General features: G+C 38.0%; 14 protein-coding genes and 2 tRNA genes. 6 read left to right on the forward strand and 10 right to left on the reverse strand.

The genetic code is table 11. The annotated features are described in order from the left end of the window. Positions 1–11: 11 nt before the first annotated feature. From MMF97_RS00615 to MMF97_RS00650, 8 genes are all read right to left on the reverse strand, one after another. Positions 12–3,551, reverse strand: a complete 3,540-nt coding sequence (locus MMF97_RS00615; protein ID WP_243357554.1) for a SusC/RagA family TonB-linked outer membrane protein — start codon at positions 3,549–3,551, stop codon at positions 12–14. Positions 3,552–3,840: 289 nt separating this feature from the next. Beyond that, the gene (locus MMF97_RS00620; protein WP_243357555.1) at positions 3,841–5,013 is read right to left on the reverse strand and encodes a FecR family protein; all 1,173 of its coding nucleotides are present in this window, start codon (positions 5,011–5,013) and stop codon (positions 3,841–3,843) included. Positions 5,014–5,119: 106 nt separating this feature from the next. After that, a complete protein-coding gene (locus MMF97_RS00625; protein ID WP_262916080.1) occupies positions 5,120–5,668 on the reverse strand; it encodes an RNA polymerase sigma-70 factor in 549 nt (182 codons plus the stop codon). Positions 5,669–5,858: 190 nt separating this feature from the next. After that, the gene (locus MMF97_RS00630) at positions 5,859–6,110 is read right to left on the reverse strand and encodes a GIY-YIG nuclease family protein (RefSeq protein WP_243357557.1); all 252 of its coding nucleotides are present in this window, start codon (positions 6,108–6,110) and stop codon (positions 5,859–5,861) included. Between the two features lie 59 nt (positions 6,111–6,169). After that, positions 6,170–6,247: transfer RNA gene (locus MMF97_RS00635), tRNA-Val, on the reverse strand. A gap of 120 nt (positions 6,248–6,367) precedes the next feature. Further along, positions 6,368–6,442, reverse strand: a tRNA-Val gene (locus MMF97_RS00640). A gap of 80 nt (positions 6,443–6,522) precedes the next feature. Beyond that, positions 6,523–7,248: a DNA repair protein RecO gene (gene recO, locus MMF97_RS00645; RefSeq protein ID WP_243357558.1), complete on the reverse strand. Its 726-nt coding sequence runs from the start codon at positions 7,246–7,248 to the stop codon at positions 6,523–6,525. Then, positions 7,249–7,596, reverse strand: a complete 348-nt coding sequence (locus MMF97_RS00650) for a diacylglycerol kinase family protein (RefSeq protein WP_243357559.1) — start codon at positions 7,594–7,596, stop codon at positions 7,249–7,251. A 207-nt stretch (positions 7,597–7,803) separates the two neighbouring features. Between MMF97_RS00650 and MMF97_RS00655 the strand changes: the two genes are divergently transcribed. Beyond that, on the forward strand, positions 7,804–10,080 hold the full coding sequence (locus MMF97_RS00655) for an efflux RND transporter permease subunit (RefSeq protein WP_243357560.1): 2,277 nt from the start codon (positions 7,804–7,806) through the stop codon (positions 10,078–10,080). On the opposite strand, the gene MMF97_RS00660 is transcribed toward MMF97_RS00655, so the two are convergent. Both MMF97_RS00660 and MMF97_RS00665 read right to left on the reverse strand, forming a co-directional pair. Then, positions 10,077–10,337 carry an isoleucyl-tRNA synthetase gene (locus MMF97_RS00660; RefSeq protein ID WP_243357561.1) on the reverse strand — a complete coding sequence of 87 codons (261 nt, stop codon included), beginning with the start codon at positions 10,335–10,337 and terminating at the stop codon, positions 10,077–10,079. The genes MMF97_RS00655 and MMF97_RS00660 overlap by 4 nt on opposite strands. Then, on the reverse strand, positions 10,312–10,515 hold the full coding sequence (locus MMF97_RS00665) for a hypothetical protein (protein WP_243357562.1): 204 nt from the start codon (positions 10,513–10,515) through the stop codon (positions 10,312–10,314). Before MMF97_RS00665 ends, MMF97_RS00660 begins: the two co-directional genes overlap by 26 nt. Positions 10,516–10,595: 80 nt before the next feature. Between MMF97_RS00665 and ileS the strand changes: the two genes are divergently transcribed. From ileS to MMF97_RS00690, 5 genes are all read left to right on the forward strand, one after another. Beyond that, complete coding sequence (gene ileS / locus MMF97_RS00670) at positions 10,596–13,985, forward strand: isoleucine--tRNA ligase (protein ID WP_243361138.1); 3,390 nt, start codon at positions 10,596–10,598, stop codon at positions 13,983–13,985. Between the two features lie 4 nt (positions 13,986–13,989). Next, the gene (locus tag MMF97_RS00675) at positions 13,990–14,373 is read left to right on the forward strand and encodes a TraR/DksA family transcriptional regulator (protein WP_243357563.1); all 384 of its coding nucleotides are present in this window, start codon (positions 13,990–13,992) and stop codon (positions 14,371–14,373) included. Further along, a complete protein-coding gene (locus tag MMF97_RS00680) occupies positions 14,373–14,975 on the forward strand; it encodes a lipoprotein signal peptidase (protein ID WP_243357564.1) in 603 nt (200 codons plus the stop codon). Before MMF97_RS00675 ends, MMF97_RS00680 begins: the two co-directional genes overlap by 1 nt. 83 nt (positions 14,976–15,058) lie before the next feature. Beyond that, entirely contained in the window at positions 15,059–15,733 is a 675-nt protein-coding gene (locus MMF97_RS00685; RefSeq protein WP_243357565.1) for a 3-keto-disaccharide hydrolase, read from the forward strand. A 383-nt stretch (positions 15,734–16,116) separates the two neighbouring features. Further along, positions 16,117–16,806 (forward strand): SIMPL domain-containing protein, encoded by a 690-nt coding sequence (locus MMF97_RS00690; RefSeq protein WP_243357566.1) that lies wholly within the window; start codon positions 16,117–16,119, stop codon positions 16,804–16,806. The last annotated feature ends 93 nt before the right edge of the window (positions 16,807–16,899 follow it).

Genomic DNA, 16,899 nt, shown 5'->3' on the forward strand with positions numbered 1-16,899 from the left:
GGTCGTTATTCTTAAAATTGAAGGTTAATGCCAAAAGTATAGGTTTGTAAAGGCCTGTTGGTTCCTGGAAGCCAGTCGGGATTATAGCCTTTGCTATTGGCTTGCCAAATCAGGCCTACATCGCGTGTTTGAGCAAAGAATTTAACATTGTTTACCTTAATCTGCTCGGCAATTTTTTTAGGCAGGTTATACTCTAGTGTCAATTCCTTAAGTTCGATATAAGATGAGCTTTCTATTAGTGTATTCAGTACAGGTGCATAACGGTTCCATCTGTAAAGCTGAGGTTCGCCAGGATTTGCGAAACCAGGCAGGTTCGGATCACCAGCCAGCACATCACTCACAAAACGATCTACCTGTGTTTTGGATGAACCAACGGTAGTTGCATAGGCAAAGGTAGGATTGCGGTAAACTCCACCCATTTTTCCAATAAAAATAGCCGTCAGGTTAAAATTCTGCACCCTGATGTTATTTGTCCATCCCAATGTATGCGTTGGGGTTCCTGTACCTTCATAGTTTAAGAACTGCAGTCCGTTACCTGTATTGTAAAATGTAAGGTCATTAAAACTTTGCAAACTGCCATTTGGCCCCGCTACCTGTGGCACGCCATCTTTCATTCCAATATAGGTATAGGTATATATAGGGTTTACTGGTCTTCCTTCTACAAAAACATTTCCCAGAAGCTGGTATGGCAGTAAAGTTGGTTTATACAACTTGTCAACATTATTGTGGTTGTAAGCATAGTTAAATGAGGTGCTGTAACCAATTTTTGTATTTGGAATGGTAAGGTTTGTTCCTAAAGTCAGCTCAATACCACGATTGGTAATTTCTGCATTGTTAAATTTCTGCTGAGTAGTTCCTGTTGCTGCGGCCAAGGCAATGTTACCGGTAATGTCTTTACCTTTTTTATTGTATAAATCTATTGTACCAAAAAGTTTATGGTCGAGCAAGGCAAAATCAATCCCTAGATTTGTGCTTGTTGTTTTTTCCCAACGTAGAGATGGATTACCATTATCTGCTATGGAAGCTACAATTGTTCCTGTAGTAACACTTGGGCTGGTCCCTACACTTAACAATGCTTTGGTAGAAGTAGAACCTTCAACATTTCCGTTCTTTCCATAAGTTAAACGAAGTTCAAGTCGGTTAAACAAGCCTTTCTTCGGCATGAAGTCTTCGTTCATCACATTCCACTTTGCGCCCACAGACCATAGTGGCGACCAGCGTAATTGGGGGTTATCTGTAATAAAATTTGATGCATCACTTCTTATACTTCCACTAAGGGTATATTTATTGTCGTAGGTATAAGAAGCGTTTCCGTAGAACGAAACATATTTATTCCTGAGCCAGTCAAATATGGTATCGCCGCCCGGAATAGCATTGTAAAATGCACCACCTGTGAAATCCAAAATTGGATCAACGGCACTGCCATAACCATAGGGAGGCGTTGTGGCCTGCAGTTTATCCGGATCGTATCCATATACATAAGGATTAGCTCTTGAAGAGGTTGTGTATTTTGAAATTTCCATCCCGGCAATTGCGGAGATCTGGTGCTTTTGAGCAATCAGTTTGTCATAATTAAACTGATTACGCACTAGGAAACTTTCAAGATCCGCAACACTTACATCGTAAGGTAATCCATTTGACCTGGTAGATGCTTTACCTTTTAAAATACCTCCTTTAGGGATATAAGATTTTACGACTACTTTAGTATTATAGTTATAATCGGTCAACATAGTAGACAGATCCCTTACATAAAAGGTACTTTCATCATAAATCTCTTCGTAATTTGTTTTGGAGCGCTCATATTGGAATCTGGTATCGAAGGTAAGGCCTTTAAGAATAGTTAGGTTTAAACCTGCCTGCACCCTGCTGCTGAGTACTTCATTCTTACGGCTTCTTCCTCTTATTTCGCGCAAAAGGTTATAAGATACATCAGAATAGGTAAATTTATTCAAGGGCATCTGCGAAAGCTGATCTCTATTATAGCCTTTTAAATTTACGCCATAACTGCCATCGTCATTCAGCAATACCTCATATGGCGATAGTTCCTGTAGCTCGGCTACAGTTGCCCCGCTCGTTTCCTGCTTCTTGTATTGCAGGTTGGCCGAAAGGTTAAAATTCAAGTACCGGGTAATTTTAAAATCATTGTTGAAGTTCAGATTAAAACGGTCGTAACCACTCTTTATATAACCAGTCTTGTTCTTTTCGTACATCATTGAAGCATAGGTTTTGGAACGTTCTGTGCCTGTTTGAATGTTTACATTGTATTGGTTCAGTATTGCTCTTTGCAAGAGCAGGTCTCTGATCTGCTGGCGGTTATCAATCATACTCAGGCGATCAAGCTCTGCATTCATATCTGCAGTACTTATTTTCCCGTATTTATTGGCATACATCAGTTCCTGTGCCAGGGTAAGTGGCTTAAAAACATCAAAGAACGAGTTTGTAATAGGATTAAATTCCCATTTGTTTTCAAAGGCTTTACGTTCATAAGCCACATGATCGGCCGAATTGGCTGTAGTTAGTAACTGATCAAGATCCGGTTTGCCTGCTATTCTCGTAAAAGCACTCCCTTCTACATTTAACTTGCTAGTGCCTTTTAGTTTTTTGGTTACAATAACAATCACCCCATTTGCAGAGCGTGCACCCCAGATGGAAGCAGCAGCCGCATCTTTCAACACCGTGATAGATTCTATGTCATTGGGATTGATATCGGAGAAATCACTTCCTGATACCGGAAAACCATCCACTACAATCAGTGGCCTTGCTTCTGCATACAATGAACTGTTTCCTCTGATCAGGAAATCTACACTACCATCTTCTTTTTCTTTAGCCTGCATACCCGCAACCATTCCCTGAAGCGCAGAAGAAAGATTAGAAACAGGACGATGGTCTAGCGTAGCCCTGCTTACAGAGCCAAAAGCACCTGTAGCCCTCTCTTTAGGCAGACTCTGGTAACCGGTACTAACCGTAACATTTACTTCTTCAAGCTTATTGTCGGCTAGCAACATTACGATATCTCCCAGGTTGTTACTTACGTTTATCTCTCGTGTAGTATATCCCATATAAGCAATTATCAGAACTGCTTTTTCATCTACATTTCTTAAAAGGAATTGTCCTGTTTCATCAGTTATAACAGACTGGTTCGTTCCTTTTACCTTGATAGTTGCCCCTGCCAAAGGATTTTTCTGTTGGTCAAGAACTCTGCCCCTAACATCGATACGCTGAAACGGGGAAATGATGTAGTCGAACATAGAAATCTCTTCTTTCGGTTTGATCACTACTGACCGGCCATCTATTTTATAAGTTAATGCCAGATCCTTTAGCACGGTTTGCAGAGCAACATCAACGCTTGCATCATTAAGAGAAATATCCAGTGACTTATTTCTTGGTATAATTTTACCATCATAGTAAAAATCATATCCGCTTTGCTTTCTGATTTCATTCAGTGCTGTTTCTAATCTGAGGTTTCTTTTGTTAATATTGATGCGCTGCGCAAATCCGGCAGCGCTGACCTGCATTAAGGATGCTATTAATATTACGGTGGTTAATCGCATAACTAGCAATGTTTTATGGCATAGCCAAGCTATACCCTTTTTCCTGGTATTAATTTCGTACATTTGGTTTGGTTTGGTTAGCATTTGCCTGTACTTTCCACGGTTGAGGCTCTTTGCTGATATTGATTATTTAGTTAATTATTCCAAACTGAAACCAGGGGTGTTCCAAGCATTCCTGGTTCGTTTTTTTAGCTTTAGTTCTGCTGTTGTATTTTTTTTCTCATCTCTTGATTTAAAGTGTTAAATAATTCTGTTAGTTGGATCTGTTGTTCATAAAAGCAGATGTAGGTTATTTTGAAACATAGACTTTTTTACCTTCAATTTTAAAACGCACTTGCCCGCTTGATTCTATAAGCTTTAATACTGTAGAGAGTTTATTACTTCGGGAAATCCAGCCTCCGGTTTCCAATTCATCAGAAATTGAAGGGTCATAAACTACTTCCACATTATACCATCTGGCAATTTCCCTCATCGCCGTTTTCAAATTTTTTCCACTAAGCGCAAAACCACCATCCTTCCAAGCGGTAATTCTTTCAACGTCTACATTAACCACATCAATGCCATGATCATTATTTAATGCCTGCTCACCCGGCTTTATAATTTTAGAGAGGTTTGTTTCCAAGCTAACTTTAACCGAACCTTCTAGTAAGGTTGTTGCAATGGCTGGCCCATCGCTATAGGCATTTATATTAAAATGGGTACCTAGCACTTCGACCTCCTGGCCTTTGCTTTCCACCACAAAAGGACGTGACCTATCTTTTGCGATTTCGAAATATCCTTCCCCCTCAAGCTTTACCCTTCGTGTTTTACGTTCATTAAGGTTAGTAGAATAAGTTAAGCTCGAAGCAGCGTTTAACCAGACCTTAGATTTATCCGGTAAGATTAGTACATAGGTTTCTCCTTTAGCGGTTGAAAGGGTATTGATATGTTCACTTTCTGTGCTTCCCTTGATAAGGTAAACAAGCTGGCCATCCGCTGTTTTACTCATACTAATACCTCCATCAGTTGCAATCTCTCCATTGGCAGCATCGGCCAGTTTTATTTTTTTTCCATTTGCCAAAGTTAAAGTTGCACCTAGCTTTCCAGGAGATACATCATTTTTGTAAGCAAGCTGGTCATGTTTCTTTTGTTTGTTATTCAGATTGAAATAAAACAGTCCGGCACCAAAAAGCATAACCACAATTGCAGCGGCAGCCGCAATACGAAGCCATGGTTTAAAAGTATTCTGTTTAACGATTGGACTTGGTTGCGTAAAACCCCGTGAAACTCCTAGAGCCCTGAGCTCTATCCACTTTTGCTCAATATTAAAAGATTGGTATAATTCAAATGCATCCGAAGTCTCATCCACCAGTGCCCTGAGCTCAGCTAGGCGCTGAAGCTCTTCGTTGGACAATACATTTCCTTTTTCTTGATTGGATTCCAGATAATCCAGCAACATTTCCCAATTTTTATCTATCGACATAAAATTATTTCACAAGCATTTTAATAGGATGTCGTTAAAATGTTAAGGAAATGTGACAAAAAAGTTAATTTATTTTAACAACAGATTATAACCAACTGTAAATCAACTACAAATGTTTCAACAACGAAAGTAGGATTAAGCCAGTGGCTGATTTACGTAGAGAACGATATGCACGTGTAAGTTGAGTACGTACCGTATTGATGGATATCCCTTGCCTTTCTGCTATCTGTGCATAGGTCAACTTTTCAAGGGCATGAAGTTTAAGTATTTGCTTTTGCCCTTGGGGAAGATCATCTATCAATTCAAAAATGCGTACCAATCTAGCGTGCCGCTGGTCAAGATCGTCTTGGTCTTTCTGAGGATCAAAAGCCTCTGGAAGATCAGGCAACCAATCCTCACGTTTCTGCTGAACAGTTCTCTTACGTATAAAGTCTATGCTGATATTTTTAGTTGCTCTTGCTGCGTAAGATTTAAAGTTATCTGGATCAGGGCGGTCTGCATGCTGTTCCCAGTATTTAATAAAAAATTCCTGCACTAAATCCTCGGCAATATCTTTGTCGTGCACATAATTCATAGCAATCAGGCATAAATAGCGATAGTGTTTGCGAAACAGCAATTCAATATTATATTCACTTATCTGTACCTGACTATTCATTGTTTATTGCAAAGACTTTAATTTAATATAAGTATTTCAATAATAAGTAAAATAATATAGATTTCTGGAAGAGGAATAAAGGATATAGGTAAAAAACATACCCTAAATTTAGGATATTCCTAAAACAAAAAAGCCTCGCTAGCGAACTAACAAGGCTTTGGTGGAAGCTGAGGGATTCGAACCCCCGATGCTATGAGCCAGCTGCTTCAAGCAGTTTCTCTATCATCTTACGGCTTTTCCAGGATTTTATCTGTTGCTCTCGGGCTAATGATGCCTCTCTTGTCCCAAATCCTTCAAAATAAACAATCTTCCAGTCACCAGCCCCGCCAGTAAATCCTTTATGGTTAGTGTTATGTTTGGCTAAACGTTTTTCAAGATCTGAGGTAGACCCAATATAATATCGATTTCTGGAATAGGAATAAAGGATGTAGGTAAAAAACATACCCTAAATTTAGGATATTCCTAAAACAAAAAAGCCTCGCTAGCGAACTAACAAGGCTTTGGTGGAAGCTGAGGGATTCGAACCCCCGACCCCCTCGGTGTAAACGAGGTGCTCTGAACCAGCTGAGCTAAGCTTCCATTATTTCAATTCTAATTAACCCTTTGATCCGACCCTCCCGATATTAATCGGGATGCTCTGAACCAGCTGAGCTAAGCTTCCATTATTTCAATTTCATTTACAGTCCTGTAATTTTTTTGTGGAAGCTGAGGGATTCGAACCCCCGACCCCCTCGGTGTAAACGAGGTGCTCTGAACCAGCTGAGCTAAGCTTCCATTATAAAAAAACAAAATCCTTTGTTTTGGGACTGCAAATATAGAGCGTTTATTTAATTTCACAAAAAAAACTAAAAATTTTATGTTAAAACTTCTTCCAATATTTGATGCGAACTGATTTGTCCAAAAGAAGGTGTATGTAAAGAAAAGTAAATCAACACTTTATCCAAAAGCAATCTTCTCAACGCATTGGTGAGTTTTACATCTGCAGAGTTCTCAAAAGAAACGTTTGACAGTAAAATAAGGTATTGCGCTTCGTTGGCATCAATGAAATAAGGATGTACAGGAGCTAATGAAGTAAAAACACCTTCCTGTAAATCAAAATATTTCTGATCAGTTCTTTGTGCTGCCTGCGGACCAAAACCTAAGAACTTACTCAACTTCATTAAAAAGTTAAGGTGAAAATTCACATTTACATCTTCTGTTTCATCAAACCAGCAAAGAGAAGTATAAATGAAATCGAACAACTTTTCGTCTATATGGTGCTGTCTGATGCATTTATACAAGACTTCATTTAAAAACTGTATAATCGTATTTTTCTGCAGATCGTAAGGTATAGTTCTAAAAACAGGCGACAATTTTGCTTCCGAAATGCGTTGAAGTTGAGTGTTTGGCTTATGGTAAACCACCAAATCCAATGTATGCAAGGACTGCAAAACACTCATGGGTATTTTAGCCTTGGGTTTTCTTACACCATTTATCAGGTAAGACTGCACACCAAATTTCTCCGTAAAAACCTGAGCGATCAAACTGGTTTCACTATACTGTGTAATTTTTAAAACAACTCCACGAGTCTTATGCAACATCTAAAAAAACTTTGGCACAAAAATAAGCAATGCAACAATGAAAGATACTATTGCCGCAATTAAAACGGCTCCGGCTGCAACATCTTTTATTTTCCCTGCTACCGGATCGTATTCAGGAGAAATTTTATCGACCAGTAATTCTATTGAAGTATTTATCAACTCTAAAGCCATTACCAAGCCCATGCAAACTAATACTGCAACCCATTCCAAAACAGATAATTTTAAAAACAGGCCTAACAGTACCACAATCAAAGCTGCGATAAGCTGCAACTTAAAATTAAGTTGTGTTTGCAACGCATAGGCAATGCCTTTACCTGCATAAATAAATCCTTTAAGAAACTTTGCCATAAATTTACCGGCATCTAAAACTATTTACCTCTATGTGCCGTTTGTTAAGGTAAATTTATCATAAAAATTTATCAATTCGTTTTTGTAATGCAGCATAATAATTGCGTTCTTTACCTTTTTTAACAAGATATGTGGAGCAAACTTTCTGAATTCATCTTAAAAAACCGGATTTTTCTAATCATCTTTTTCCTAGCAATTACTGTGTTTATGGCCTTTAAGGCTCAAAACATTAAGCTCTCTTATGCCGGAAGTAAGATCTTACCCTTAACCGACTCTGCATTTGTTAAATACACTGCTTTTAAAAAGCAATTTGGTGAAGATGGCAGCATGGTTGTGATTGGCATTCAAACGCCAAAAATTTACGAAAAAGACACTTACAATCAATGGGCAAAGTTATCTGAAGATATTAGCACACTAAAAGGAATAAAAGGCGTACTTTCTATAGGTAAACTATTTCAGTTAGAGAAAGACAGTGTACACCAAAGGTTTACCGCACGCATATTACCCGGAGGCATCATCAAAACCGATGCGCAGATGGATTCGCTCAAACATACTTTGGCACAACTGCCATTTTACGAAGGTTTATTGATCAACAGGCAAACCAATGCTACTTTGATGGCGGTTTCCTTCGATCAGAAAATATTGAATACCGCAGCCCGTAATCCTATTTTAAAAGAGATTGAAGAAAAAGCATTGGCTTTTGGTAAAAGCTCACAAACAGATATCCACCTATCAGGATTACCCTATATCAGAACTGCTACCAGTAAGCTTATCTCTAATGAGTTTGTTTTATTTTTAGGTTTATCTATCCTGGTTTCCGCCATCATTCTGATTATATTCTTCAGAAGTTTTGCTGCTGTTTTCTACCCGATCCTAATTGTGATTATGGGAGTAATATGGAGCGTAGGAACTTTAGTTCTATTCGGCTATGAAATCACCATCTTAACAGGACTCATTCCACCGCTCATCGTAATCATAGGCATTCCAAACAGCATATTGTTGCTGAACAAATACCATAATGAATTAAAAAAACATGGCGATAAACATAAAGCTTGGCAAATTACCATTGAACGCATATCTGTAACCACTTTAATCGCCAATATTACCGCTGCCATTGGCTTTGGCGTATTGTATTTTACAGGAAGCGAACTGTTGATGCAATTTGGAAGTGTGGCCGCTTTAAATGTAATGTTTACCTGGCTGCTAAGCTTATGCCTTATACCCGCTGTATTTAGCTTTTTACCTGCTCCAAAAAATAAAATCAATGCAGCGCATAAAGCTAATTTCTTAGATAGACTTTTGATTAAAACCGATTTTATCGTTCAGCATAAAAGTAAGCTCATCTATTTAGCAACGCTTATTGTTTCTCTCATTTCATTGGTTGGAGTTTACCGTATCAATGTAAATGGATATGTGGTTGACGATTTGCCCAAAAGCTCTCGTATTTTAACCGACCTGAAATTCTTTGAAAAAAACTTTGAGGGCATTTTACCTCTCGAAATCAGTATTGACACCAAGAGAAAGAACGGCGTACTTAATCTGGCTACACTGAACAAAATTGATGAAATGGAAAACATGATCAGTTCATACCCTGAGTTTTCCCGCTCCATTTCTTTAAACCGGGGGTTAAAATATGCCACTCAGGTATTTTATGATAATGATACTTCTTATTACCGCCTACCTACAGATTTTGAACGTGCGTTTATCTTAATGTACATTGCCAGTTCGGGCAAAGGCAATGGCAATATGCTCACTAATTTTGTAGATAAGGATAAGCAAACCACGCGTATCAGTTTCCAGATGGCTGATATAGGATCTAAAAGATTAGACCACCTGTTAGAAGAACTTAAGCCAAGAATAGATTCCATTTTACCCCCTAAACGCTTTAATGTAACCTTAACAGGTTCCAGCATCATATTTTCAAAAGGCACGGACTATATGTTGCGCCATTTATTTGAGAGTATTTCTCTGGCTATTGTACTGATTTCATTGTTGCGCTTGGCACAATTCAGAAGCATGGGAATTATGTTCATTTCATTGTTACCAAACGTGGTTCCGCTGATTATTACTGCGGGTTTAATGGGCTTCTTCAATATCCCTTTAAAGCCTTCTACCATACTGATTTTTACCATTGCGTTTGGACTGGCTTCTGATCAGACCATTTATTTCCTAACCAGATATCAGCAGGAATTGAACTTTACCAATTATAGCGTAAGCAAAGTTATTACCGATACCATTACAGAAACCGGTGTGAGCATGACACACATTGCGCTGATCTTATTTTTCGGTTTCGGCATTTTTACAGCCTCAACTTTTGGCGGAACAGTCATATTAGGTTTATTACTATCTATAACACTGATCATTGCGCTGGTATTTAATCTTACCCTGCTACCTTCTTTGGTATTGTGGTTAGATAAAAACAAGAAACGAAAACTTATTTCGGACGAAGAAATGGCTAAAAACAATCTGGATTTCGACCATTAATCTACTTTAGAGGTATTTTCAGTTGATGTAGGGTTATCACCAACAGGTGTTAACTCTACAATATCTTTGCCTTTCTCTTCAATTTTTCGGGCAAATAAAACCGGATAAATTAACATAAAAGCTCCTGCTATAAACAAAATCCCTGCAACCGCCAGCAAGGTTTTGCTCCCTTTGGTATGATTGACGGCAATTACCATCATAATTACGCCCAGAATTAATAACCATACTGCTTTATTTAATCTTAGTTTCCTGATCATTTTGCTGTTTGTTACGCTTAACTACACTTATTAAAACAAGTAATAAACCAATAAGTTCTGCGCCGAAACAAAAAAACAAAATAAAATTACCAAGAGCAGGTTCAGCAAAAAGCTTAACGGGAAATAAAAGCACTGCTGCGGCCATAAGCCCTACACCAATTTTAAATAATTTATCCATAACAAAATCAGCCCAAAGCTACCATTATTAAGTATAAAAGCTTAACTTTGCAACCTTTAATTTTTTACGATACTTTATTGATGTACAGGGAATATAAACAATTAGAACTGGCCAAAATAGGCAAAGAGATATTAGATTTCTGGAAGGCTCAAAACATATTTGAAAAAAGTATTAGCTCACGCCCTAAGTCTAAACCTTTTACTTTTTACGAGGGTCCACCATCGGCAAACGGAATGCCTGGTATTCACCACGTAATGGCTCGTGCTATTAAAGATATTTTTTGTCGTTATAAAACCCTTAAAGGTTATCAGGTAAAACGTAAAGGTGGCTGGGACACACATGGTTTACCTATAGAATTGGCCGTTGAAAAAAAATTAGGGATCACCAAAGAAGATATCGGTAAAAAGATCTCTGTTGATGCTTATAACGCCGCCTGCAAAGAAGAGGTAATGCGCTATACCGATGTTTGGAATGACCTGACCGAAAAAATGGGTTACTGGGTTGACCTTGAAAATCCTTATGTAACTTATCATAACGAATACATAGAGACCTTATGGTGGATCTTACAACAGCTTTATAACAAAGGTTTACTGTACAAAGGTTATACTATACAACCTTACTCACCTGCTGCCGGCACAGGTTTAAGCTCTCACGAATTGAACCAGCCGGGAACTTACCGCGATGTAAGCGATACCACAATTGTTGCGCAATTTAAAGCTGTTAACAGCACTTTACCTCATTTCTTACAAGGATTAGGCACCATGCATTTTTTAGCTTGGACAACTACTCCATGGACCCTACCAAGCAATACAGCTTTAACTGTTGGCCCTAAAATAGATTATGTGCTGGTTAAAACCTTTAACCAATATACTTTTGAGCCTATACAGGTTATCCTGGCCAAAGCTTTAGTAGGCAAACAGTTTAGTGGCAAATACTTTGCAGCAGAAAACGCAGCAGATTTAGAAAACTACAAGGCAGAAGATAAGAAAATCCCTTACTTTATTGTAAAAGAATTTGCAGGAGCAGACTTAGTAGGCATTAAATACGAACAATTATTACCACTGGCTTTACCATACCAAAATCCTGAAAATGCATTCCGTGTAATTTCGGGTGATTTTGTAACAACCGAAGATGGTACAGGTATTGTACATACTGCCCCTACTTTTGGTGCAGACGATGCCCGTGTTGCTAAATTAGCAATGCCTGAAGTACCTCCAATGCTGGTTTTAGATGAAAAGGATAACCCTGTCCCTCTGGTAAACCTGCAAGGTAAATTCATTGACAGCTTAGGTGGTAATCTGGGCGGTAAATACGTTAAAAACGAATACTACACCGATGGACAAGCGCCTGAAAAATCTGTTGATGTAGAAATTGCCATCCGGTTAAAAGAAGAGAATAAAGCTTTTAAAGTTGAGAAATACGTACACAGCTACCCACATTGCTGGCGTACCGACAAACCTGTTCTATACTATCCTTTAGACAGTTGGTTTATTAAAACCACTGCCTTAAAAGATAAAATGGCAACATTGAACAAAACCATCAACTGGAAACCAGAAGCTACCGGAACAGGTCGTTTTGGCAACTGGTTAGAAAATCTGGTTGATTGGAATTTATCTCGTTCACGCTATTGGGGTACACCGCTTCCAATCTGGAGAACTGAAGATGGAACTGAAGAAAAATGTATCGGTTCTATTGCAGAACTCAATGCCGAAATACAAAAAGCTGTTGAGGCCGGTTATATGGAAGCAGGCTTTGAACTGAAAGACATGCACCGTCCATACGTTGATGATGTAATTCTGGTTTCTCAAAGTGGCAAGAAAATGTTGCGTGAAACAGACCTTATTGATGTTTGGTTTGACAGCGGCGCCATGCCTTATGCTCAATGGCATTTTCCATTTGAAAACAAAGAAGAGTTTGAAAACGCTTATCCTGCCGATTTCATTGCAGAAGGTGTTGACCAAACTCGCGGCTGGTTCTTTACCTTACATGCTATAGCAGTAATGCTAAGTGAAAGCAGCGATGAGATCAAAGCCATTAATGAGAGAGTAAACAATCCTGGTATTGCATTTAAAAATGTGGTATCAAACGGTTTGGTATTAGATAAAAACGGCAACAAAATGTCTAAACGTTTAGGCAATGCTGTTGATCCGTTCAGCACAATTGATACCTACAGTGCTGATGCTACCCGCTGGTACATGATCAGTAACGCATCACCTTGGGACAATCTTAAATTTAACTTGGAAGGATTAGATGAAGTACGTCGTAAATTCTTCGGTACGCTTTATAATACCTATTCTTTCTTTGCACTTTATGCCAACATAGACAAGTTTGTAATCGATATCAACAACCAGACTCCTGTTGCAGAACGCAGTGAGTTAGATCGTTGGATCTTATCGCTTTTACAAACCCTTATTGCTGAGGTAGATGAAAGCTATAACACTTACGAGCCAACTAAAGCTGCCCGTGCCATACAGAACTTTGTTGACGAGCATTTAAGTAACTGGTACATCCGTTTATCACGCCGCCGTTTTTGGAAAGGTGAAATGACTGCCGATAAAAAAGCAGCATATGAAACTTTACATACCTGCTTAACCAGCATAGCACAGTTAATGTCTCCGGTTGCACCGTTCTTCTCAGACTGGTTATATAAAAATATGACCGAAAGTCTTGCGGAAAAGGCAGAATCAGTACATTTAACTTTCTTACCTGAAGCTGATAAGAGCATTATAGATCTTGCGCTAAATGAACGCATGGAACTTGCTCAGAATATATCATCAATGATTTTATCGTTGCGTAAAAAAATGGGCATCAATGTACGCCAGCCTTTAGCTAAAGTACTTATTCCTATTTTGGATAACAGTTTTGAAAGCAAAATTGAATTGGTTAAAGATTTGATCCTATCAGAAACCAATATCAAAGAAATTTCATATATTACCGACACTGCCGGTTTCATTAAGAAAAAGGTAAAACCAAACTTTAAATCTTTAGGGGCTAAAGTGGGTAAGGATATGAAGCTTGTAACCGAGGCCATCCAGAACATCAGTCAGGAAGAACTTGCATCATTTGAAAAAGAAGGTACTTTGGCTATAAAAAATACGCCGTACACCATTCTTTTAAGTGATGTTGAAATTATTGCCGAAGACATTCCGGGATGGCAGGTAACCAACATGGGCAGTTTAACTGTTGCTTTAGATGTAAACATAACGCCTGAGCTTAAAGATGAAGGTCTGTCACGTGAGTTAATTAACCGCGTACAAAATCTTCGTAAAGAAATGGCTTTTGAAGTTACAGACAGGATTACCGTAAGTTTACAAGAAGATAACACTGTATCACCTGCGGTGCTTAAAAACAAAGCCTACATTTGCAGCGAAATTTTAGCAGATGATATTGTTTTAACATCAGCACCTTTAGATGGTACCAAAATTGTAATAGAAGACATTGAACTTGAAATTGTGATTGCAAAAAAATAACATTATGGAAAAAACTGAAAAGACACGTTATTCTGACAGTGAGCTACAAGAATTCAAAGAAATCATTTTAGAGAAACTAAGAACTTCAAGAGAAGAATTATTGTCGTTAACCTCTACTTTAAGTAATCCAAATTCTAATGGAACAGAAGATACTTCTGGCGCTTATAAAACCTTAGAAGATGGTTCTGCTACGCTCGAAAAAGAACAAACCAACCAATTGGCAGCACGTCAAAAGAAATTTATAGATAATCTTGAGGCTGCTTTGGTACGTATTGAAAATAAAACTTACGGTGTTTGCAGAGAAACCGGTAAACTTATACCTAAAGAGCGTTTAAGAGCTGTACCTCATGCTACATTAAGTATGGAAGCAAAACTTAAACAAGGCTAATGAAAGGTTATACAAAACCGTTAGTATTAATATTTCTGGTTTTACTGGTAGATCAGCTAAGTAAAACCTGGGTAAAAACCAATATGTACCTGGGGCAGGAATTTAAAGTTCTTGGCAACTGGTTCATTATCCATTTTACCGAAAATAACGGGATGGCTTTTGGGCTTGAGTTTGGTGGCGAATTTGGTAAGCTTGCCTTATCCCTTTTTAGGATCATAGCCGTTGCCGGAATTGGATATGGTTTGCATTACCTCATTAAACGTAAATACCACAGAGGTTTAATTCTCAATGTGGCCTTGATTTTTGCCGGAGCATTGGGTAATATTATCGATTCGGTGTTTTATGGGATCATCTATAAATACGAAACCCTTTTCCACGGAAGAGTGGTAGATATGCTGTACTTCCCTATTATAAAAGGCTATTTCCCAAACTGGTTTCCAATTTGGGGCGGACAGGAATACGAGTTTTTTAGACCTGTATTTAACCTTGCAGATGCAGCAATTTCTGTAGGCGTAATCTGTATTCTTATTTTCCAGAAAACTTATTTTAAAGAGGAATTTAAGGACGAGGTGGGCATTAATAACGAAACCGTAGAGGAATAGTTTAGGCTATTACCTATTTAAAAATTTTAAGCACTGCAAAATTGCAGTGCTTTTTTTATGTAATTTGCATTAAAATCTCAAACATGAAAGCACGTCTTTTGACCTTGTTCATTTTAATATCTGCAATTCATTACAGCTATGCACAAACCATTAATTTATTTAATGGCAAAAATCTCGACGGTTGGTATGCTGATGTACCCGATTCGCATATAGCACCTTCTTTTATTGTAAGAGATCAAAAACTGGTAAGTATGGGCGATCCAAGAGGCCATTTAATTACCAACGAGAGCTTTTCAAACTACCGTATAGAAGCAACTTATCGCTTTCCCGGCAAACCTGGTAACTGTGGTATTCTGGTTCATGTATCTCAGCCACGTGTGCTTTATAACATGTTCCCAAAATCAATAGAAGTACAAATGCAGCATCTCGATGCCGGCGATTTCTGGTGCATAGGTGAAGATATTTCAGTACCTGATATGGAAGAGCGACGTGGAGATAAAAGTAAATGGGGTACAACTGCAGGTAAATTGCGCAGGATCAAAAATCTTACAGATAGCTCAGAAAAACCATTAGGCCAATGGAACAAGATGATTATAGAATGTTTGGATAATAAGATTAAGGTTTGGGTTAATGGCGATCTGGTAAATGATGGTTACGACTGTACAGCCAGCCAAGGAAAAATTGCGATACAGGCAGAGGGAGCCGAAGTAGAGTTTAAAACGCTTAAACTTAAGCATATCTCAAAATTCAGTAAATAAATCTCATTTTTGGTCTATTCTATTGAAGATGCCTGAAACAACTTGCTTCGAATTCACTTCTGAAAGTTCAGCATGACGGTAGTGGGTATAGATGGCGATATAATGCAAATATTGTAGTTAGAGAATTGGTGCAATCTACTTTAAGGGCACTAAATATAAAACAGTTTCTGCGTCACCCCCGAACAAGTCGGGACAAGCGCTGAACTCGTTTCAGGGTCTTTGTACTTTTTACTCAGAGTACAGCACAACGATTAAGAATTTTCAAAAAAATATAGGCCTGATTTCTTGAGGCTTACCTATTTTTCTTTTCATTCTTTTTTTAACTGGTATGGAATTGGCTTAGAACTTTCATCTAAATTACAAACACACAAAAAAATAAGTATATGAAAAAATTATTCACACTGGCTTTAGTATCGTTATTAAGTATAGGTGCTATGGCTCAACAGACAGATCTGAGAAGAAAAATAAACGTTAGCGGCACAGCCGAAACAGAAGTTACGCCTGATATCATTTACATCAGCATATCGCTTAAAGAGTATTTAAAAGATAACCGCAAAAAAGTAGAGATCAGCGATCTTGAAAAGCAACTTTACAATGCGGTAGAAAAAGCAGGTATCAGCAAAGAAAATTTAACCATCAGCAACCTGAGCAGTTGGAATTACGCTACAGAGAAAAAGAAAAATCCTGATTTTCTGGCCAGTAAACAATACAGATTAAAAGTTGCTGATCTGAATAAATTTAACCAGATCATTGATGCTATTGATGCCAAAGGAATTGCCAGCACCAATATAGAAAGCTACGATTACAGCAAAATAGAAAGCTTAAAAAAAGAACTGAAAATTAAAGCTTTATTAGCCGCTAAAGAAAAAGCAGCCTACATGGTAGAAGCTTTAGGAGATAAATTGGGAAAAGCACTTGAAATTCAAGACGGCGGAGATAATTATCCTCAACCTGTGTACAGAAATTTCGCCTTGAAATCGGCTGCAATGGATATGGGCGGTGCAGAACCTGAAATCGATTTTAAAAAGATAAAATTAAGCTTCAGCGTAAATGTAATCTTTGAAGTGATCTAAAATTTCAACCGTTTTTAAAATAAATAAAAGCTGCATAGAACATATATGCAGCTTTTTTGTTTTATCCTTAATCCATATTAAATAGTTAACTAA

This window comes from Pedobacter montanisoli (assembly GCF_022809115.1).
In the GTDB taxonomy this organism is placed as follows: Bacteria; Bacteroidota; Bacteroidia; order Sphingobacteriales; family Sphingobacteriaceae; genus Pedobacter; species Pedobacter montanisoli.

Excerpts from the sequence above, each read along its gene's own strand:
- MMF97_RS00615 (WP_243357554.1), bottom strand. The coding sequence starts at position 3,551 with ATGCGATTAACCACCGTAATATTAATAGCATCCTTAATGCAGGTCAGC.
- MMF97_RS00620 (WP_243357555.1), bottom strand. The coding sequence starts at position 5,013 with ATGTCGATAGATAAAAATTGGGAAATGTTGCTGGATTATCTGGAATCC.
- MMF97_RS00625 (WP_262916080.1), bottom strand. The coding sequence starts at position 5,668 with ATGAATAGTCAGGTACAGATAAGTGAATATAATATTGAATTGCTGTTT.
- MMF97_RS00630 (WP_243357557.1), bottom strand. The coding sequence starts at position 6,110 with ATGTTTTTTACCTACATCCTTTATTCCTATTCCAGAAATCGATATTAT.
- recO (WP_243357558.1), bottom strand. The coding sequence starts at position 7,248 with ATGTTGCATAAGACTCGTGGAGTTGTTTTAAAAATTACACAGTATAGT.
- MMF97_RS00650 (WP_243357559.1), bottom strand. The coding sequence starts at position 7,596 with ATGGCAAAGTTTCTTAAAGGATTTATTTATGCAGGTAAAGGCATTGCC.
- MMF97_RS00655 (WP_243357560.1), top strand. The coding sequence starts at position 7,804 with ATGGCCTTTAAGGCTCAAAACATTAAGCTCTCTTATGCCGGAAGTAAG.
- MMF97_RS00660 (WP_243357561.1), bottom strand. The coding sequence starts at position 10,337 with ATGATCAGGAAACTAAGATTAAATAAAGCAGTATGGTTATTAATTCTG.
- MMF97_RS00665 (WP_243357562.1), bottom strand. The coding sequence starts at position 10,515 with ATGGATAAATTATTTAAAATTGGTGTAGGGCTTATGGCCGCAGCAGTG.
- ileS (WP_243361138.1), top strand. The coding sequence starts at position 10,596 with ATGTACAGGGAATATAAACAATTAGAACTGGCCAAAATAGGCAAAGAG.
- MMF97_RS00675 (WP_243357563.1), top strand. The coding sequence starts at position 13,990 with ATGGAAAAAACTGAAAAGACACGTTATTCTGACAGTGAGCTACAAGAA.
- MMF97_RS00680 (WP_243357564.1), top strand. The coding sequence starts at position 14,373 with ATGAAAGGTTATACAAAACCGTTAGTATTAATATTTCTGGTTTTACTG.
- MMF97_RS00685 (WP_243357565.1), top strand. The coding sequence starts at position 15,059 with ATGAAAGCACGTCTTTTGACCTTGTTCATTTTAATATCTGCAATTCAT.
- MMF97_RS00690 (WP_243357566.1), top strand. The coding sequence starts at position 16,117 with ATGAAAAAATTATTCACACTGGCTTTAGTATCGTTATTAAGTATAGGT.